This window comes from Aquipseudomonas alcaligenes NBRC 14159 (assembly GCF_000467105.1).
Taxonomy (GTDB): domain Bacteria; phylum Pseudomonadota; class Gammaproteobacteria; order Pseudomonadales; family Pseudomonadaceae; genus Aquipseudomonas; species Aquipseudomonas alcaligenes.
The window spans coordinates 1-17105 of sequence record NZ_BATI01000001.1; the positions used below are offsets into that span (position 1 = coordinate 1).

Below are 17105 nucleotides of genomic sequence, written 5' to 3' on the forward strand. Positions count from 1 at the left end.
TTTCCCTAAGGATGAGTTACCTAGAATTGCAGCACGGATGACACCGGAGCAGATCGAGCAGGCACAAGCCTTTGCCAAGGAGTGGAAAGCCACCCACCCACCGCTCTCTTATTTTCCTGGAAAGCTGGGATTCTGAAAATTGGAAAATAAATCTGGAGTTACGCCTGCCCCCTGACTGGTTCGGCCCACAAAGCATGCTATCGCTACGCTTGGTCTGCCAACCGGAAATGGCCGCAAAGCCGCTGCTGGGCGATAAAGGCTACCTGCATTACAGCCTGCCCCTGGCGATGACCCGACTGAAAAAGCCGATCACCGCAGCCAAGACCAGCCCGCCACTTAGCTCGACAACCACCTTTATCACGATCATGCCGGAGCACCTGCATGCCTGACAGCCAGTACGAACGTCTACCTCAAGCAGGTGATATCGAGCGCCATACGGGGCTGGAAATTCTCTATCTGGCGCCCCGCCCAGTGCCGACCGGTCAAGCGGCAATCAGCGCCCAGCAGATGCACCGCGAAATCAACTCCACCTACTTGGACTTTGCCCAAGGCACTGGCCGTATCGAGTTTGGTGTACGGGTCACCATGGGGACCCTTATCGCAGGCTTAGTCTTTTTCTTTACATGTACCGTTTTCCTAGGATGGGTCGACTATGTTGATCGTGGCTCATCAATCTGGGACTTTGTTCTGAAGTTCTTCTTTATGAACTGGTACATGTGGCTCTTTATGTTGTTCTTCGCCACAGTCTTTGGAGGCATCTTCGCCTATGCCGTCTACCAGGAAACCCGGCATCCCCCCATACGCTTCAATCGCCAGCGCCGCGAGGTCTGTTATATCCCCGCCAAGGGCAAACCAGCTTTTATCCCCTGGGAAGAACTGATCGCCTGCGTCTCGGCGGAGCAGACCATCACCCAATATGCGGTCAACAGCCATTTCGCCCTACGCCTTGGCTTTCGCGACACGCTGGAAGGGCAGATGTACTGGCTCACCGTGCCATCGCCCAGCCTGATGTTCGCCGTCAGCGAGTGGGAGGCATTGCGCGTCTTTATGGAACAGGGCCCCGACGCCCTGCCACCACCACCGCCAGCCGAGTATGAAGAGGGCAGCCTGGCCTACTTCCGCGCGGCCATTGAGATCTATCGCGAAGAGCTCGGCTTTATCCGCTATCGCAGCTGGTGGCTATTGCAGTGCTTCACCGGCTGGACCATCCCCTGCCATGTTGCCGAGTGGTTCAGTCACCCGCCCAAGGCCGGTTTTCCCAAAGCCGTTCGCGAATGGTCTCAGCCCCTGCCTGCCGAGCAATGGGCCAAACCCAGCGCAGAACTGTTGAAACAGAGTGCCGAACTACAGGCCGCCTATGCCCGCGGCCTGGATTTTATGCAGTACTTCAAGGCCTCTTTCAGCGGATCGCCCGAGAATACGCCCGCCAATATCTTGCCGAGTCGCAAGGGCCGGAACGGGTAGCTCGGCACCAGGCATATCAGACAAACATGGGGAATAAACCACTATTCCAACACGCCCCATACCAACAGCGTCAAGGCGGAGCGGTGGATCAAATTTCACAGGGAATGGCCATGCAGCAGAAACGGATTCGACTTTTCGCCAACAACGCTCACTTCACTGACAACGAATTTGATCGTTTCAAACCGCTGGTGCGCCAGCCAAACACCCACCGAGGGAAAGTCTTCAGCGCATGTGCCCTGATTCCATTCGGGCTATTCCTGTTGGGCTTGGTGACAGAGCAGAGCTGGTTGTCGTGCATCATGCTCATAGCGACGCCGATCCTCCCGTTCGCAGTTTTCTGGTGGCTTGAGCGCGGCATACCGCCGGACAGGGTCGAGGCATATGCGGAACAGGATGGGCTTCTACTAGAGTTCGAGTGCGGTCACTTTCCAGAGCTCAGTACCACTATCCGGATTTCGTTTGCCGAAATCGAGTCGATCACTCTGGAATCGAAGGCAGTACATGAAGGGCGGCACGGAACGCATCGCTGGAGGCAATACCGTATCAAGACCTCTCGCTCAGGTGAGTTCCCACACTTGCTGATCAATACCTTCCGCCCATTGCACTTGGTGATGAGCGATTTACAGCGACTGTCTCCATTGATGCCCCACAGGATAGACATTCATCTTGTGGGTCCACAGAGCGAAATAGCCGCATGCAACGCCCAGTGGAAAGGCGAATATTCAACGGAGTAGCGATAACTTAGGCAGCCTTGGGCTGCCATTGACCTCGAAAATAGCGAACCACCCACACAAGCATGGCTAACCCCAACAACGCCGCCCCGACGAACAGCCCCTGATACCCCACCACCTTGGCCAACACCCCACTGCAGGCCCCCACCACACCCGCCAGCAACACCTGCGCACTGGCCTGCAAGGTGAAGTCGGCGCCCTCGTGCTCGGGGCGGCACATGCGCATCATCACGGCGAACAGGGCGACGGTGGACATGCCGTCCGCGGCCTGTTCGAACAGCGAAACCGCATACACCAGCACGGCGTCGCCGCCGCGCCCCACTAGCAACGCCATAGCGGCAATACCCAGTGCCTGCAGGGCGCCGAAAGCCAGTAGTGAGCGCAGCGCGCCAATCCTCGCATAGAGCAGACCACCGAGCAGCGCACCGCCGATACCGGCCAGGCTGCTGATCAGGGTGAGCTGGCCGAGGGCGCTGGTGTCCCAACCCTGATCCACCAGCATCGGCTTGATCATCGGCGAGCCGAGGGCGTCGCCGAGCTTGAAGGTCAGTACCACCGCGAGCCAGGCGAGCATGCCCGGCTGCGCCAGCAGCCCCTTGTAATGGCGCCAGAGCAGACCGGGGCCGGCAGGCTCGGCCTGCTCGACGTGCTGTGGCAGCAGGCGCGTCTCCGGGAACAGCATGATCGGCAGGGTCAGCAGCAGCAAAGCACCCGCCAGCAGGCCGACGGACAGGTTCCAGCCCAGCCCGCCGATGACCAGCAGCAGGCCGCTGCCGCTGGCCAGCATGCCGACCTTGTAGCCGCCCACCTGCAGGCTGTTGCCCAGGCCGCGCCAGCGCTCCGGCAGCAGGCGCACGGCCAGGCCGTCGGTGGCCACGTCCTGGCTGGCGGCGGCCAGGTTGATAAGCAGCAACATGCCCAGCAGCAGCCAGAAGGCCGAACCGAACAATGCTTGCGGGGCGATCAGGGCCAGGCCGGCCAGGCAGAGAATCACCGTACCCTGCAGCGGCAGAATCCAGCCACGGTGATGGCCGAGGTGGCGCGAGCCGATGCGGTCGATCCAGGGCGCCCACAACACCTTGAGCAGCCAAGGCAGCGCCAGCAGCTTGAGCAGGCCGATCAGCGCCAGGTCGACACCGTTCTGCCGTAGCAATACCGGTAGCGAATGAGCCACCAGGCCAGACGGCAGGCCTTGGGCGCAATAAAGGGAAGCCAGGAGCACCAGGGTGGTGTTGGCGGGGCGATAGCTGAGTGTCATGGAGCGTCCATGCGTTGGAGATGGCCAAGCCTAGGGCAGTGCAGAGCGACCAGGCAACAAAACCAAATAGAATATAAACCTACAGAAACAGTCTTAGACTATCTAAGAAAAGCCCATTATCTTCGCCGTCTGCTTATTCCAGCCTGTTCTACCACCCACTGTCAGGCAGCCGCTGCATGAAGATCCGCGACCTCGACCTCAGCCAGAGCCCGCTCAATGCGGAGCACGAAGCACTTGGCCTGCCCCCCGTCGAAGACTACGTTTCCCACCCGGACAACCACCCGGTACTGCGTGCCGCCATGTGGGCCGCGGTACTGATCCTGTTCAGCCTGATCGGCTTCCTCGCCTGGCGCCTGTTCTTCGGCGACAACGGCGGTCACAGCGGCCTGGAGATCATCGAGAGCGCACTGAGCAGCCCTACCTTCTGGAGCGCGGTGGCCGTAGGCTTCCTGGCCCAGGTGGTCGATGGCGCACTGGGCATGGCCTATGGCATCACCGCCACCACCTTCCTGCTCAGCGCCGGCGCCTCGCCTGCCGCAGCCAGTGCCAGCGTGCACATCGCCGAGGTGTTCACCACCGGTCTTTCCGGCATCTCTCACGTCAAACTGGGCAACGTCAACAAGTCACTGTTCCTGCGTCTGCTGCTGCCCGGCATCATCGGCGCGGTGCTCGGCGCAGTACTGATCACTCAGTTCGACGGCGACGTGATGAAGCCCTTCATCTCCGCCTACCTGCTGCTGATGGGCCTGTACATTCTGCGCAAGGCCTATCTGCATGTAGCCCAGCGCAAGGCGCCCAAGCACGTGGCCAAGCTGGCGCTGTTCGGCGGCTTCGTCGATGCCGCCGGTGGCGGTGGCTGGGGCCCGGTGGTCACCAGCAGCCTGATCGGCTCGGGCGGCGATCCGCGCACCACCATCGGCTCGGTGAATTTCGCCGAGTTCTTCCTGACCCTGTCCAGCGCCGCCTCGTTCATCCTCCTGGCCGGCGAACTGGACACCTGGCTGATGGTCGCCGGTCTGGTGTTCGGCGGCATGTTCGCCGCGCCCTTCGCCGCCTACCTGTGCAAAAGGATTCCGGCGCGCACCCTGATGACCATCGTCGGCTGCCTGATCACCCTGATCAGCGCCTTCAACATCTACAAGGCACTGGCGTGATCGCCATCTAAGCATCGATCAAAACGTTCTAGCCCCGAGGCCCGGATCATTGACTCAGCGCATTGACCGGGCCTCGTCGTTTTCCCCATGCTGCGAGCCTTCCAATAGCCCGAAGGAACGTCTTGCATGAAACTGGAAACCCTGGCCATCCACGCCGGCTACAGCCCCGACCCGACCACCAAGGCGGTGGCCGTGCCGATCTACCAGACCAGCTCCTTTGCCTTCGACGACACCCAGCACGGTGCCGACCTGTTCGACCTGAAGGTCGCCGGCAACATCTACTCGCGCATCATGAACCCGACCAACGCCGTGCTCGAAGAGCGCGTGGCGGCGCTGGAAGGTGGCGTCGGCGCGCTGGCCGTGGCCTCAGGCATGGCGGCCATCACCTATGCGATCCAGACCGTCGCCGAAGCCGGTGACAACATCGTCTCGGTGGCCAAGCTGTATGGCGGCACCTACAACCTGCTGGCCCACACCCTGCCGCGCTTCGGCATCCAGACCCGCTTCGCCGCGCACGACGACATTGCCGCCCTGGAAGCGCTGATCGACGACAAGACCAAGGCCGTGTTCTGCGAATCGATCGGCAACCCGGCCGGCAACATCGTCGATATCCAGGCCCTGGCCGACGCCGCGCATCGCCACGGCGTGCCGCTGATCGTCGACAACACGGTGGCCACGCCGATCCTCTGCCGCCCCTTCGAGCACGGTGCCGACATCGTCGTGCATTCGCTGACCAAGTACATCGGCGGCCACGGCACCAGCATCGGCGGCATCGTCGTCGACTCCGGCAAGTTCCCCTGGGCGGATAACCAGGCGCGCTTCCCGCTGCTCAACACGCCCGATCCGTCCTACCACGGCGTGACCTACACCGAGGCCTTCGGTCCCGCCGCCTTCATCGGCCGCTGCCGCGTGGTGCCGCTGCGCAACACCGGCGCGGCGCTGTCGCCGTTCAACGCCTTCCTCATCCTGCAAGGCCTGGAGACCCTGGCCCTGCGCATGGAGCGGCACTGCGAGAATGCGCTGAAAGTCGCGCAGTACCTGCAGAGCCACCCGCAGGTGGCCTGGGTGAAGTACGCCGGCCTGGCCGATCATCCCGAGCACGCCCTGGCGCAGCGCTACATGGGCGGCAAGCCAGCGGCGATCCTGTCGTTCGGCATCCAGGGCGGCCAGGAAGCCGGCGCGCGCTTCATCGACGCGCTCAAGCTGGTGGTGCGCCTGGTCAACATCGGCGATGCCAAGTCGCTGGCCTGCCACCCGGCCTCCACCACCCACCGCCAGCTCAACGACGAGGAACTGCAGAAGGCCGGCGTGCCGCGCGACATGGTGCGCCTGTCGATCGGCATCGAGCACTTCGACGATATCCGCGCCGACCTCGAACAGGCCCTGCTGGCCGCACGCGGTTAACCCTTGCAAAGCGCCCTGGTCGGCTCCAGATAGAGGCCACTGCCCTACTGGAGCCGACCATGAGCGCCCCCGCACTGATTCCCTGCCCCGCCTGCAACGGCCTCAACCGCATCCCCAGCGAACGCCTGGGCGATGCGCCGCGCTGCGGGCGTTGCAAAAGCCCGGTCCTGCCGGTGGCGCCGATTACCCTGAGCCAGGCGTCCTTCGCCGCCCAGCTGAAGGGCGACCTGCCGCTGCTGGTGGATGTCTGGGCCGACTGGTGCGGGCCGTGCAAGGCCTTCGCGCCAACCTTCGCGCAGGCCGCCGCACAGCTGCAGGGGCGTTGCCGCCTGGGCAAGCTGGACAGCGAGGCCAACCCGCAGCTGTCCGCACAGCTGGGCATACGCTCCATCCCCAGCCTGATCCTGTTCCGCGGTGGTGTCGAAGTGTCCCGCCAGAGCGGCGCCCTGCCGCTGCCGCAACTGCTCGCCTGGCTGCGCAGCCAGGGCATCGCCTGAGCGGATCGGTCAGCCGCCACGAGCGCGGCGGTCATTGCCGGCGGGGCCACAGCAGCTAGTCTCGGGACTCCAGCCTGAGGAGCCCCGCACATGCCACTACCCGCCGAAATGGCCCGCGTCTTCACCGAAGAGAAGATCGACTTCGTCAAACGCTGCGGGCTCAAGGCCGAGCAGCTGGAACCCGGTTTCGTGCGCCTGCGCATGCCGCTGAGCGGCAACCAGAACCATATCGGCACCCTGTATGCCGGCGCCCTGTTCACCCTGGCCGAGATCCCCGGCGGCGCCCTTTTCCTCACCAGTTTCGACGTGCAGCGCTTCTATCCGCTGATCAAGGAGATGAACCTGCGCTTCCGCCGCCCGGCGACCAGCGACATCACCGTCGAGGCCCGCCTGAGCGACGAAGAGATCACCCGCATCCAGGCCGAGGCCGAGCGCAACGGCAAGGCCGACTACCACCTGGAGCTGCAACTGTGCGATGCCAGCGGCGAAGTGGTGGCGCAAACCCGAGCGCTGTATCAATTACGTAAACACTAGGACTTGCCGTGGATCAAAAGCAGGTCTATCAAGGGAGATCACTGTAAGGGCCCAGAGAGACTCGATGCGCCGCCTCGCGCCGCGCCACGGAGGGAAACATGACGGAACACATCCTGATCGCGCATGACCTGCGCAGCACTGCCGACCTCGCGCTGCGGCGTGCCGCCCAGCTGGCCCGCCAGCATGGCGCCAAACTGACCCTCCTGCACGTCTTCGACCCCAAGCTGGATCACGCGGAACGCGAGCGCATCGAACAGGCCCTCGACCGCAGCCTCACCGAATTTGCCCCACCCGGCAGCCAGTTGCGCCTTTGCCAGGGCAAGCCCGCCGAAGGCGTGCTGGAACAGGTGCAAAAAAGTGGCGCCGACCTGCTGGTGCTCGGCGCCCATCACCAGCGCCACGAGTTCTTCTCCGGCACCACCCTGGACCGCATCGCCCGGCGCTGCCCGGTACCGCTGCTGCTGGTCGCGCGTGACGAGGCCACGCCCTACCGCAGCGCCGTGGCCGCCATCGACTTCTCCCTGTGCGCCTGCACCGCCCTGCATCAGGGCTGCCTGCTGCTGCCGAGCGACGCCAGCATGCATGCCATGCACGTGTTCGAGCCGCAGAAGAACGGCGCGGTGGCCGAAGCCGAGCTGCTGACCCAGCGCGCCCTGATCGACCAGTTGATCCTCGACGAAGCCCAGCGTCTGCCTGCCGACGCGCCCAAACTCACCCATGAGGTCAAGGTCGGCGGCATCCTGCGCAGCCTGCAGGAGCACATCACTCAGCAGCAGCCGCAGCTGCTGGTGCTCGGCAGCCATGGGCGCAGCGCCTTGTCCCAGGCGCTGCTCGGCAGCCTGGCGCAGCACTACCTGCACAAGGCGCCCTGCGACGTGTTCGTGGTGCGCTAGGCCCCGGACCCGCGACAAAAAAGGCGCCCTCGGGCGCCTTTTTCATTGCCTGCCCGGCACTCAGCTTTCCAGCAGGTTGTGCAGCTCGATGAACTGCTGGGTCAGCTTGTGGCTGCGATCCAGGTGGATCAGCGGGGTGCAGGCCTGGTGCGATTCGCGCATCTTCACCGAGCTCATCAGGTTCACCGGCAGCACCGGCAGGCCCTCGGCGATCAGCTCGTCGAGCAGCTGCTGCGGCAGGGTGGCGCGCGGCTGGAACTGATTGACGACGATGCCCTCGACCTCCAGGTCTTCGTTATGGTCTTCCTTGAGCTCTTCGATCTCCTGCAGCAGGCCGTACAGGGCATTACGCGAGAAGCTGTCACAATCGAAGGGGATCAGCACGCGATCGGCAGCGATCAGCGCGGAAACCGTATAGAAGTTCAACGCCGGAGGAGTATCCAGATAGATCCGGTCATAGTCCTCGGCCAGGTCTTCCAGCAGTTTGCGCAGCTTGTTGATCTTGTGCTTCTGCTCCAGCTTGGGCTGCAGGTCGGCCAGCTCGGCGGTGGCGGTGACCACGTGGAGGTTGTCGAAGGGCGTCTCGTAGATGTCGACCTTGCCCTTCTTGAAGGAGGTGGCCGAGAGGGTCTGCTTGAAGAAGTCGGCAATGCCCACCGGGCTGTCGTCACCGGTCAGCCCGGTCAGGTAGTGGGTCGAGTTGGCCTGGGCATCCAGGTCGATGAGCAGGGTACGGTAGCCTTCGGCCGCACTCACCGCCGCCAGGTTGCAGGCAATGCTGGACTTGCCGACACCACCCTTCTGATTGAACACCACGCGCCGCATGTGACACCTCCCTGATCGCAGATGGACGGATTCTATGCAAAGGCCGTGTCAAGGGCGAGGAGTAAGCGCGGCGAGCGCCGACCTCCGGTCAGGACGAACGTGCCAAAATTTGCGCGGGCCGCGCACGGTCTGGATAATGCCAGCACCTCGCCATGGTCCCGGCCAACCCTTCCCGCTGGCGGGATCGCAGTAGACAAGGACGCCCTCGGAAGGGGCCGAGAAGAGCTCTCAGCGTGACTCAATTCAGGATCGAACAATGGCGTGCCTGGGCTCCCGGCCTGGACAGTGCAGCCGACTGGCACGCCTGGCAGCAGGCGCCCTTCGCCCCGCAGGACGGCGGCGAACAGCCCGACGTGGGCTTTCTTCCGGCCCTGCAGCGCCGCCGCCTGAGCCGCCTGGCACGCATGGCCTTCCACGTGGCCTGGCCGCTGGCCGACGCCGCCGGCCCCCTGCCCCTGGTCTTCGCCTCGCGCCACGGCGAGACCCCGCGCACCCTGGCCATCCTCAGCGACCTGGCGCATGACGAACCGCTCTCGCCCACCCAGTTCAGCCTCTCGGTGCACAACGCGATCATCGGCCTGTGGTCGATCCAGCGTGGCGACACCAGCGAAATGACCGCCCTGGCCGCCGAAGGCGACGGTCTCGAGCAGGCCCTGCTGGAAGCCGCCACCCTGCTCGGCGAAGGCGCTCCCGGCGTACTGCTGATTGTCGCCGAGGAAGCCCCGCCGGAGCTGTACACCCCCTTTATCGATGACGTGCCCTTCCCCTACGCCGTGGCCCTGCTGCTGCGTCCGGGCGCGCAATGGCAGCTGCAGCTCGGCGAGGGCCAAGGCCCCCGCAGTACCTGGCCGCATGCCCTGGAACTGGTCCGCGCCCTGTGTGGCGACGCGGACTCCCTGCAACATCACTGGAAACGCCGGCAATGGAACTGGTCGCGTATCAAGGCCTGAGCCGCTACAGCGCGCCCTACTGGTGGCGCCTGATCGCCACCGCGCTGAGCTTCTCGCTGTTCGGCATCGGCGGCGTACTGCTGCGCGTCGTCGTGTTTCCGCTGCTGGCCCTGCTGCCTGGCGACGCCCTGGTGCGCCGCACGCGCGCACGCGCCGTGGTGAGCCGCACCTTCTACTGGTTCGTCCAGTTCATGTACCGCAGCGGCGTGCTGACCTATGAAGTCGAAGGCGCCGAGCGCCTGGGCCGTCCGGGACAGATGGTGATCGCCAACCACCCCTCGCTGATCGACGTGGTGGTGCTGATCGCCTTCATCCGCGACGCCAACTGTGTGGTCAAGCAGAGCCTGTGGGACAATCCCAGCATGCGCGGGCCGATCCGCGCCGCCGGCTATATCAGCAACAGTGGCAGCCTGGACATGCTCGACGAGGCCGCCGGTGCCCTGCAGCAGGGCCAGACCCTGATCGTGTTCCCCGAGGGTACGCGCACCACGCCGGGGCAGGTGCCCGAGTTCCACCGCGGCGCCGCCGCCATCGCGGTGCGCGGCGCCAGCGTGGTCACCCCGGTGGTGATCAGCGTGACGCCGACCACCCTGACCAAGGCCGAGCCCTGGTACAGCATTCCGTCGCGTCGTTTCCATTTTCGCCTGCGGGTCGGGGAGGATATCGATCCGCGGCAATTCACCGAGCAGGCTCCGCTGCCGATTGCCTCGCGCAAGCTCAATGACCATCTGCATCAACATTTCATGAAGGAGCTCGCAACAGATGAGCGATCTGCAAACCGAGATTAAGCACCTGATCATCGAGGCCCTGGGCCTGGAAGACATGGCCGCCGAAGACATCGCCGCCGACCTCACCCTGTTCGGCGAAGGCCTGGGCCTGGACTCGGTGGACGCCCTCGAGCTCGGCCTGGCCATCCAGAAACGCTTCGGCATCAAGATCGATGCCGAAGCCAAGGACACCCGCCAGCACTTCGCCAACGTGGCCAGCCTGGCGGCTTTCGTCGCCGCGAAACAGGCCGCCTGAGGAAGTCCGCGATGCAAAGCCGTGAAGAGATTTTCGCCACCCTGCGCGATGCCCTGGTCGAGCTGTTCGAGCTGGACGCCGAACGCGTGACGCTGGAGGCCAACCTCTATCAGGACCTGGAAATCGACAGCATCGACGCCGTCGACCTGATCGACCATATCAAGCGCCAGACCGGCAAGAAGATCGCCGCCGAGGAGTTCAAGGCCGTGCGCACCGTCGGCGACGTGGTCGAAGCCGTCTACCAGGTGGTCAACGCCGACTCGGCCGCCAGCTAAGCCATGGGGCGTCTGTTCGGCCTGCTGCTGGTGGTGGCCGGCCTGCTCTACCCGTTTGCCGTGTACTACGGCATGGAGCACCTGTCGCCGCGCCTGTTCGCCGCCCTGCTCGGCGGCCTGTGGCTGGCGCGCGCCATCAGCCAGCGCGGCCAGCCCGGCAGCCGCTGGATGGCCGGTGCCGCCCTGGCCTTCTGCGCCCTGCTCGGCCTGGCCGGCGAGCCGGCGTTGCTGCGCTGGTACCCGGTGCTGCTCAACCTGATGCTGCTGGTGCTGTTCAGCCTGTCGCTGAAGTTCGGCCCACCGCTGGTGGAGCGCCTGGCGCGCCTGCAGGAGCCGGAGCTGCCGGAACATGCGGTGCGCTATACGCGCCAGGTCACCGCCGTGTGGGCCGGCTTCTTCCTGGCCAACGGTCTGGTGGTCACGGCCCTGACCCTGTGGGCGCCGCTGAGCTGGTGGACGCTCTACACCGGGCTGATCGCCTACGCCCTGATGGGCCTGTTGTTTGCCGCTGAGTGGTTGATCCGCCAGCGCGTAAGGAGACATGGATGACCTGGCTGCCGCTCGCCGAGCTGCTGCTACACCCCCTGACCGGCCGCGCCGTGGCGCTGGCGCCGGCGCTCGACCACGCCCAGCTGCAACAGCGCGCCCTGCGCCTGGCCGGCGCCCTGCAGGCGCGCGGTGTGCAGCGCGTGGCGCTGTACCTGGAGGATGCCGGCGAGCTGGCCATCGCCCTGCTCGGTGCCTGGCGCGCCGGCGCAGCCGTGCTGCTGCCGGCCGATGCCCAGGCACAGAGCCGCCAGCGCCTGGGCGCGCAGGCCGATCTGTGGCTGGACGACCTCGGAGGCCTGGACGGCGAAGCACTGCCACCCGCCGCTCTCGACCTCGACGCCTGTCGTCTGGTGCTGTGCACCTCCGGCTCCAGCGGCGAGCCCAAGCTGATCGACAAGTCCCTGCGCCAGCTGGCCAACGAGGTCGACGCCTTGGAGCAACTGTGGGGCGCCGAGCTTGCCGGCGCGAGCATCCTCGGCAGCGTCGCCGCCCAGCATATCTACGGCCTGTTGTTCCGCGTGCTCTGGCCGCTGTGCGCCGGCCGCCCGTTCTGGCGCCGCGCCCTGCCGTTCCCCGAAGACCTGCAGCGCGAGAGCCTTACCCAGCCGGCGTTCGCCTGGGTGGCCAGCCCCGCATTGCTCAAGCGCATGGGTGATAATCTCGACTGGAACGCCCTGAGCGCCGTGCGCCGGGTGTTCTCCTCCGGCGGCGCGCTGCCGGCGGAAGTCTCCGTCGAGCTGGGCAGCCAGCTCGGCCAGCAGCCGACCGAGATCTACGGCAGCTCCGAGACCGGCGGCATCGCCTGGCGCCAGGGCGGCGAGCTGTGGAGCGCCTTCCCCGGCGTCGAACTGAGCCTGAACGACGAGGGCGCGCTGCGCATCGCCTCGCCCTACCTGCCGGCCGGGCATGTCGAGCAGAGCGCGGACGCCGCCGAGCTGCAGGCCGATGGTCGCTTCATCCTGCGCGGAAGGCTGGACCGTATCGTCAAGCTGGAAGAGAAGCGCATCTCCCTGCCCATGCTCGAGCAGGCACTGATCCAGCACGACTGGGTCGCCGACGCCCGCCTCGGCGTGATCCAGGAAGGCCGCGCCTTCCTCGGCGCCCTGCTGGCGCTGAGCCCGGCCGGCCTGCACGCCCTGCGCAACCAGGGCCGCAAGACCGTCACCGAGGCCCTGCGCAAACACCTGGCCGGCCACTGCGAGGCCATCGCCCTGCCGCGCCGCTGGCGCCTGCTGCTGGAGCTGCCCTACAGCAGCCAGGGCAAACTGGCGCAGAGCAAGGTCGACGAACTGGTCGCCGCACCGCGCCCGACCCAAGTCACGCCGCACAAGGCAGAGCTGGTCGAGGGCGAATGGCAGCTGGAACTGGACGTGCCGCCGGACCTGGCCCACTTCACCGGCCACTTCCCGCAGACCCCGGTGCTGCCCGGCGTGGTGCAGATCGACTGGGCACAACGCCTGGCCCGCGAGCTGATCGCCGAGCTGCCGCCGCGTTTCTGCGGCATGGAAGTGCTCAAGTTCCAGCAGCTGGTACGCCCCGGCGACCGCATCCAGCTGAGCCTGCGTTTCGACGCCGAGCGCGGCAAGCTGTACTTCGCCTACCGCAATGGCGACGCGCCGTGCTCGTCCGGACGCATCCTGCTGGGGGCGGGGCAGTGAGCCTGTTCGTGCCTGGCAGACCCTCACCCCTGGCCCCTCTCCCAAAGGGGGAGGGGAAGCACGCCCTCGCCTCCCGCACGGCCAGCTCCCTCTCCCTCCGGGAGAGGGCTGGGGCGGCCGGCGTACTGGTGGGGGAAAACCATGCATAACCCCTGCGCCGTGATCCCGGTGTACAACCACGAGCACGCCCTGCCCGTGGTGGTCACCGCCCTGCACCAAGCCGGCCTGCCCTGTGTGCTGGTCGACGATGCCTCCAGCCCGGCCTGCGCGGCGGTAATGGATCAACTGGCCACCCAGGCCAACACCTACCTGGTGCGCCTACCGGTCAACCAGGGCAAGGGCGGCGCGGTCATGGCCGGCCTGCGCGAAGCGCAGCGCCTGGGCTTTAGTCATGCCCTGCAGGTAGACGCCGACGGCCAGCACGACCTGGCCGATATCGCCACCTTCCTCGCCACCTCCCGCGCGCATCCGCAGGCGCTGGTCTGCGGCTATCCGCAGTACGACGAGAGCGTGCCCAAGGGCCGCCTGTACGCGCGCTACCTGACCCACGTGTGGGTGTGGATCAACAGCCTGTCGCTGTCGATTCGCGACGCCATGTGCGGCTTCCGTGTCTACCCGCTGCCGGCCACGGTGGCGTTGATCGAATCGACCGCGCTGGGCAAGCGCATGGACTTCGACCCGGAGATCCTGGTGCGCCTGGCCTGGCGCAACCAGCCGATGCAGTGGCTGCCGACCAAGGTGCACTACCCGCTCGACGGCCTGTCGCACTTCCGCCTGCTGCACGACAACGCGCTGATCTCGAAGATGCACGCCAAGCTGTTCTTCGGCATGTTGCTGCGCGCGCCGCTGATCCTCTGGCGCAGGTGGCGCGGATGAGCGGGCAGAAGGCCGAGCACTGGGCCGGCCAGCGCGAGCGCGGCAGCTTCCTGCTGATGAAGTTCACCGCCACCGCCGCGCGCCTGCTCGGCCGTCGCGCGCTGGCGCCGCTACTGTACGCCATCGTGCTGTATTTCTACCTGTTCGGCCGCCGGGCGCGGCGCAGCATCTGGGACTACCAGCGCAACCTGGCCACCTGGAGTGGCCGTACCGAGCTGCGCCCCAGCCATGGTTCGGTGTTCCGCCAGTTCATGGCCTTCGCCGATGCCCTGCTGGACAAGCTCGACGTGTGGAACGGCCGCCTCGGCCTGGAGCAGGTCAGCCTGGTCGACCCCGAAGGCCTGCGCCAGCAACTGCATGTCGGCGGTCGCGGCCAGCTATTGGTCACCGCCCACCTGGGCAACCTGGAGGTCTGCCGCGCCCTCGCCGAACTGGGCGAGAAGGTGCAGATGAACGTGCTGGTGCACACCAAGCACGCCGCGCAGTTCAACCGCCTGCTCGGCGAGGCCGGCGCCAGCCACCTGCGCCTGATCCAGGTCAGCGAGCTGGACCCGGCCGTGATGCTGCAGCTGTCCGAGCGCCTGGAACGCGGCGAGTGGCTGGCGATTGCCGGCGACCGCGTGCCGCTGCACGGCGGGCGCAACGTCACGGTGGACTTCCTCGGCCAGCCGGCCGCCTTCCCCCAGGGCCCCTGGCTGCTGGCCGGCCTGCTGCAATGCCCGGTCAACCTGATGCACTGCCTGAAGATCGACGGCCGCTACCAGGTGATCCTGGAAAGCTTCGCCGACGCCGTGCAGTGGACGCGCCGCGAGCGCGACGCGGTGATCCGCGGCTGGGTACAACGCTATGCCGAGCGCCTCGGCGAACGCTGCCTGAACGCTCCGCAGCAATGGTTCAACTTCTACCCGTTCTGGAATGCCCATGACTGACCACGTGACCTTCGGCGAAGCCCAGCTGACCATCGAGCAGGTGGTCGCCCTGTCCCAGCGCAGCGCCCGCGCCCAGCTGCAGGGCGATGCCGCCTACCGCGAAAAGATCGCCAAGGGCGCGCGCTTCCTCGACACCCTGCTGGACAAGGAAGGGGTGATCTACGGCGTCACCACCGGCTACGGCGATTCCTGCGTGGTGGCCGTGCCACTGCACCAGGTCGAGGCGCTGCCCAAGCACCTGTTCACCTTCCACGGCTGCGGCCTGGGCAAGCTGCTCGACGAGGCCAGCACCCGCGCCGTGCTGGCTGCGCGCCTACAGTCGCTGTGCCACGGCGTGTCCGGCGTGCGCGTGGAGCTGCTGGAGCGCCTGCAGGCCTTCCTCGAACACGATGTGCTGCCGCTGATCCCGGAAGAAGGCTCGGTCGGCGCCAGTGGCGACCTGACCCCGCTGTCCTACGTCGCCGCCACCCTCAGCGGTGAACGCGAGGTGATGTACAAGGGCGAACGCCGTAGCGCCGCCGAGGTGCACAAGGAACTCGGCTGGACCCCGCTGATCCTGCGCCCGAAGGAAGCGCTGGCGCTGATGAACGGCACGGCGGTGATGACCGCCCTGGCCTGCCTGGCCTACTCGCGCGCCGACTACCTGCTGCAGCTGGCCACCCGCATCACCGCGCTCAACGTAGTGGCGCTGGAAGGCAACCCGGAACACTTCGACGAGCGCCTGTTCGCCGCCAAGCCACACCCAGGCCAGACCCAGGTCGCCGCCTGGCTGCGCCAGGACCTGGCCGTGGCCGAGCCGCTGCCGCCGCTGCACCGCCTGCAGGACCGCTACTCGCTGCGCTGCGCACCGCACGTGCTCGGCGTGCTGGCCGACAGCCTGGGGCTGCTGCGGCAGTTCATCGAGATCGAACTGAACAGCGCCAACGACAACCCGCTGTTCGACGCCGAAACCGAGCGCACCCTGCACGGCGGGCACTTCTACGGCGGGCATATCGCCTTCGCCATGGACAGCCTGAAGAACCTGGTCGGCAACGTCGCCGACCTGCTCGACCGCCAGCTCGCCCTGCTGGTCGACACCCGCTACAACCACGGCCTGCCGAGCAACCTGTCCGGCGCGCCGGCCGAGACCGCGATGATCAACCACGGCTTCAAGGCCGTGCAGATCGGCACCAGCGCCTGGACCGCCGAGGCGCTGAAAAACACCCTGCCGGCCAGCGTGTTCTCGCGCTCCACCGAGTGCCACAACCAGGACAAGGTGAGCATGGGCACCATCGCCGCGCGCGACGCCCTGCGCAGCCTGGAGCTGACCGAACAGGTCGCCGCCGCCACACTGCTGGCCGCCAACCAGGGCGTGTGGCTGCGCGAACGCGCCGGCAAGACCGACATCCCCGCACCGCTGGCCGCCATGCGCGAACAGCTGGCCACGGACTTCCCGCCGGTGATCGAGGACCGCGCCCTGGAGGCCGAGCTGCGCCTGTGCCTGGCGCGCATCCGCAGCCGCCACTGGGGGCTGTATGCGTAAGGAAGGCGTGCTGCAGGCGGAGATCGAGCTGGTCGTGCCGTTCTTCGACGTGGACATGATGGAAGTGGTCTGGCACGGCCACTACGTGAAGTACTTCGAGGAGGCGCGCTGCGCCCTGCTCGACAAGCTGGGACACAACTACCGGCAGATGCGTGATGCGGGCTATGCCTGGCCGATCATCGATCTGCAGGTGCGCTATATCCGTGGCGCGCAGTTTGGTCAGCGCATCCGTGTGCGTGCCGATCTGGTGGAGTGGGAGAACCGGCTGAAGATCAATTACCTGATTACCGATGTGGAATCGGGTGAGCGGATGACGCGCGGCAGCAGTGTGCAGGTGGCGGTGGAGATCGCTACTCGCGAGATGCTGTTGGCATCGCCGAAGGTGTTTGTTGAGGCGGTGGAGAGGGTGCTGGCGTGAGCTTGTTGAGCCCGGCTGGTTTCCTGCGCCCTCTGAGCGCTCTGTTTCGCCCCGCCGGGCGAGTTGCTGACTCTTTGCTACGCTATCGCCTAGCCAACTACCGCGGTAGCTCTTCGCTTTTTGTTGCGCCCCCTCGGGCGCGTCA

20 protein-coding genes and 1 pseudogene are annotated in these 17105 nt (G+C 66.0%); 19 read left to right on the forward strand and 2 right to left on the reverse strand.

Annotation, left to right across the window (positions count from 1 at the left end):
- From PA6_RS24125 to PA6_RS00010, 4 genes and pseudogenes are all read left to right on the forward strand, one after another.
- Positions 1 to 136: pseudogene (locus PA6_RS24125) on the forward strand (sel1 repeat family protein); the annotation flags it as partial.
- Between the two features lie 91 nt (positions 137 to 227).
- Entirely contained in the window at positions 228 to 389 is a 162-nt protein-coding gene (locus tag PA6_RS23275; RefSeq protein WP_155948005.1) for a hypothetical protein, read from the forward strand.
- The gene (locus PA6_RS23890) at positions 382 to 1464 is read left to right on the forward strand and encodes a hypothetical protein (protein ID WP_021698792.1); all 1083 of its coding nucleotides are present in this window, start codon (positions 382 to 384) and stop codon (positions 1462 to 1464) included. The genes PA6_RS23275 and PA6_RS23890 overlap by 8 nt, the downstream gene beginning before the upstream one ends.
- Positions 1465 to 1574: 110 nt before the next feature.
- The gene (locus PA6_RS00010; RefSeq protein ID WP_043216058.1) at positions 1575 to 2198 is read left to right on the forward strand and encodes a hypothetical protein; all 624 of its coding nucleotides are present in this window, start codon (positions 1575 to 1577) and stop codon (positions 2196 to 2198) included.
- A 7-nt stretch (positions 2199 to 2205) separates the two neighbouring features.
- Here the strand turns inward: PA6_RS00010 and PA6_RS00015 are convergent, their stop codons facing one another.
- A complete protein-coding gene (locus PA6_RS00015) occupies positions 2206 to 3453 on the reverse strand; it encodes an MFS transporter (protein WP_021698793.1) in 1248 nt (415 codons plus the stop codon).
- 176 nt (positions 3454 to 3629) lie between these two features.
- Between PA6_RS00015 and PA6_RS00020 the strand changes: the two genes are divergently transcribed.
- The 5 genes from PA6_RS00020 (at position 3630) to PA6_RS00040 (ending at position 7935) form a co-directional block, all read left to right on the forward strand.
- Positions 3630 to 4607 carry a sulfite exporter TauE/SafE family protein gene (locus tag PA6_RS00020; RefSeq protein ID WP_021698794.1) on the forward strand — a complete coding sequence of 326 codons (978 nt, stop codon included), beginning with the start codon at positions 3630 to 3632 and terminating at the stop codon, positions 4605 to 4607.
- Positions 4608 to 4733: 126 nt separating this feature from the next.
- A complete protein-coding gene (locus PA6_RS00025) occupies positions 4734 to 6011 on the forward strand; it encodes a bifunctional O-acetylhomoserine aminocarboxypropyltransferase/cysteine synthase (protein WP_021698795.1) in 1278 nt (425 codons plus the stop codon).
- A 59-nt stretch (positions 6012 to 6070) separates the two neighbouring features.
- Complete coding sequence (gene trxC, locus PA6_RS00030) at positions 6071 to 6508, forward strand: thioredoxin TrxC (RefSeq protein ID WP_021698796.1); 438 nt, start codon at positions 6071 to 6073, stop codon at positions 6506 to 6508.
- Between the two features lie 90 nt (positions 6509 to 6598).
- Positions 6599 to 7042 carry a PaaI family thioesterase gene (locus tag PA6_RS00035; protein WP_021698797.1) on the forward strand — a complete coding sequence of 148 codons (444 nt, stop codon included), beginning with the start codon at positions 6599 to 6601 and terminating at the stop codon, positions 7040 to 7042.
- A gap of 98 nt (positions 7043 to 7140) precedes the next feature.
- Complete coding sequence (locus PA6_RS00040) at positions 7141 to 7935, forward strand: universal stress protein (protein ID WP_021698798.1); 795 nt, start codon at positions 7141 to 7143, stop codon at positions 7933 to 7935.
- Positions 7936 to 7995: 60 nt separating this feature from the next.
- Here PA6_RS00040 and PA6_RS00045 read toward each other — a convergent pair whose 3' ends face one another.
- Complete coding sequence (locus PA6_RS00045) at positions 7996 to 8760, reverse strand: ParA family protein (protein WP_021698799.1); 765 nt, start codon at positions 8758 to 8760, stop codon at positions 7996 to 7998.
- A gap of 233 nt (positions 8761 to 8993) precedes the next feature.
- Between PA6_RS00045 and PA6_RS00050 the strand changes: the two genes are divergently transcribed.
- The 10 genes from PA6_RS00050 to PA6_RS00095 all read left to right on the forward strand — a co-directional run bounded on the left by PA6_RS00050 (position 8994) and on the right by PA6_RS00095 (position 16960).
- Positions 8994 to 9710 carry a beta-ketoacyl synthase chain length factor gene (locus PA6_RS00050; RefSeq protein WP_021698800.1) on the forward strand — a complete coding sequence of 239 codons (717 nt, stop codon included), beginning with the start codon at positions 8994 to 8996 and terminating at the stop codon, positions 9708 to 9710.
- Positions 9683 to 10498, forward strand: a complete 816-nt coding sequence (locus PA6_RS00055; RefSeq protein ID WP_021698801.1) for a lysophospholipid acyltransferase family protein — start codon at positions 9683 to 9685, stop codon at positions 10496 to 10498. The genes PA6_RS00050 and PA6_RS00055 overlap by 28 nt, the downstream gene beginning before the upstream one ends.
- A complete protein-coding gene (locus tag PA6_RS00060; RefSeq protein WP_021698802.1) occupies positions 10473 to 10733 on the forward strand; it encodes a phosphopantetheine-binding protein in 261 nt (86 codons plus the stop codon). Before PA6_RS00055 ends, PA6_RS00060 begins: the two co-directional genes overlap by 26 nt.
- Positions 10734 to 10744: 11 nt before the next feature.
- Complete coding sequence (locus PA6_RS00065; RefSeq protein ID WP_021698803.1) at positions 10745 to 11008, forward strand: acyl carrier protein; 264 nt, start codon at positions 10745 to 10747, stop codon at positions 11006 to 11008.
- Between the two features lie 3 nt (positions 11009 to 11011).
- Positions 11012 to 11557, forward strand: coding sequence for a COG4648 family protein (locus tag PA6_RS00070; protein WP_021698804.1), 546 nt, complete (start codon positions 11012 to 11014; stop codon positions 11555 to 11557).
- The gene (locus PA6_RS00075; protein ID WP_021698805.1) at positions 11554 to 13215 is read left to right on the forward strand and encodes an AMP-binding protein; all 1662 of its coding nucleotides are present in this window, start codon (positions 11554 to 11556) and stop codon (positions 13213 to 13215) included. Before PA6_RS00070 ends, PA6_RS00075 begins: the two co-directional genes overlap by 4 nt.
- Before the next feature lie 141 nt (positions 13216 to 13356).
- Entirely contained in the window at positions 13357 to 14091 is a 735-nt protein-coding gene (locus PA6_RS00080) for a glycosyltransferase family 2 protein (protein WP_021698806.1), read from the forward strand.
- Positions 14088 to 15020 (forward strand): LpxL/LpxP family acyltransferase, encoded by a 933-nt coding sequence (locus tag PA6_RS00085; RefSeq protein ID WP_021698807.1) that lies wholly within the window; start codon positions 14088 to 14090, stop codon positions 15018 to 15020. Before PA6_RS00080 ends, PA6_RS00085 begins: the two co-directional genes overlap by 4 nt.
- Positions 15013 to 16542, forward strand: a complete 1530-nt coding sequence (locus PA6_RS00090) for an HAL/PAL/TAL family ammonia-lyase (protein ID WP_021698808.1) — start codon at positions 15013 to 15015, stop codon at positions 16540 to 16542. The genes PA6_RS00085 and PA6_RS00090 overlap by 8 nt, the downstream gene beginning before the upstream one ends.
- Entirely contained in the window at positions 16535 to 16960 is a 426-nt protein-coding gene (locus PA6_RS00095) for an acyl-CoA thioesterase (RefSeq protein WP_021698809.1), read from the forward strand. The genes PA6_RS00090 and PA6_RS00095 overlap by 8 nt, the downstream gene beginning before the upstream one ends.
- Positions 16961 to 17105: the final 145 nt, after the last annotated feature.

What these genes read in the sequence shown, in the direction of transcription:
- PA6_RS00010 (WP_043216058.1), top strand. Translation starts at nt 1,575, where the DNA reads ATGCAGCAGAAACGGATTCGACTTTTCGCCAACAACGCTCACTTCACT.
- PA6_RS00040 (WP_021698798.1), top strand. Translation starts at nt 7,141, where the DNA reads ATGACGGAACACATCCTGATCGCGCATGACCTGCGCAGCACTGCCGAC.
- PA6_RS00085 (WP_021698807.1), top strand. Translation starts at nt 14,088, where the DNA reads ATGAGCGGGCAGAAGGCCGAGCACTGGGCCGGCCAGCGCGAGCGCGGC.
- PA6_RS00025 (WP_021698795.1), top strand. Translation starts at nt 4,734, where the DNA reads ATGAAACTGGAAACCCTGGCCATCCACGCCGGCTACAGCCCCGACCCG.
- PA6_RS00045 (WP_021698799.1), bottom strand. Translation starts at nt 8,760, where the DNA reads ATGCGGCGCGTGGTGTTCAATCAGAAGGGTGGTGTCGGCAAGTCCAGC.
- PA6_RS00090 (WP_021698808.1), top strand. Translation starts at nt 15,013, where the DNA reads ATGACTGACCACGTGACCTTCGGCGAAGCCCAGCTGACCATCGAGCAG.
- PA6_RS00070 (WP_021698804.1), top strand. Translation starts at nt 11,012, where the DNA reads ATGGGGCGTCTGTTCGGCCTGCTGCTGGTGGTGGCCGGCCTGCTCTAC.
- PA6_RS00095 (WP_021698809.1), top strand. Translation starts at nt 16,535, where the DNA reads ATGCGTAAGGAAGGCGTGCTGCAGGCGGAGATCGAGCTGGTCGTGCCG.
- PA6_RS00015 (WP_021698793.1), bottom strand. Translation starts at nt 3,453, where the DNA reads ATGACACTCAGCTATCGCCCCGCCAACACCACCCTGGTGCTCCTGGCT.
- PA6_RS23275 (WP_155948005.1), top strand. Translation starts at nt 228, where the DNA reads ATGGCCGCAAAGCCGCTGCTGGGCGATAAAGGCTACCTGCATTACAGC.
- PA6_RS23890 (WP_021698792.1), top strand. Translation starts at nt 382, where the DNA reads ATGCCTGACAGCCAGTACGAACGTCTACCTCAAGCAGGTGATATCGAG.
- PA6_RS00020 (WP_021698794.1), top strand. Translation starts at nt 3,630, where the DNA reads ATGAAGATCCGCGACCTCGACCTCAGCCAGAGCCCGCTCAATGCGGAG.
- PA6_RS00080 (WP_021698806.1), top strand. Translation starts at nt 13,357, where the DNA reads ATGCATAACCCCTGCGCCGTGATCCCGGTGTACAACCACGAGCACGCC.
- PA6_RS00060 (WP_021698802.1), top strand. Translation starts at nt 10,473, where the DNA reads ATGAGCGATCTGCAAACCGAGATTAAGCACCTGATCATCGAGGCCCTG.
- PA6_RS00075 (WP_021698805.1), top strand. Translation starts at nt 11,554, where the DNA reads ATGACCTGGCTGCCGCTCGCCGAGCTGCTGCTACACCCCCTGACCGGC.
- PA6_RS00055 (WP_021698801.1), top strand. Translation starts at nt 9,683, where the DNA reads ATGGAACTGGTCGCGTATCAAGGCCTGAGCCGCTACAGCGCGCCCTAC.
- trxC (WP_021698796.1), top strand. Translation starts at nt 6,071, where the DNA reads ATGAGCGCCCCCGCACTGATTCCCTGCCCCGCCTGCAACGGCCTCAAC.
- PA6_RS00035 (WP_021698797.1), top strand. Translation starts at nt 6,599, where the DNA reads ATGCCACTACCCGCCGAAATGGCCCGCGTCTTCACCGAAGAGAAGATC.
- PA6_RS00065 (WP_021698803.1), top strand. Translation starts at nt 10,745, where the DNA reads ATGCAAAGCCGTGAAGAGATTTTCGCCACCCTGCGCGATGCCCTGGTC.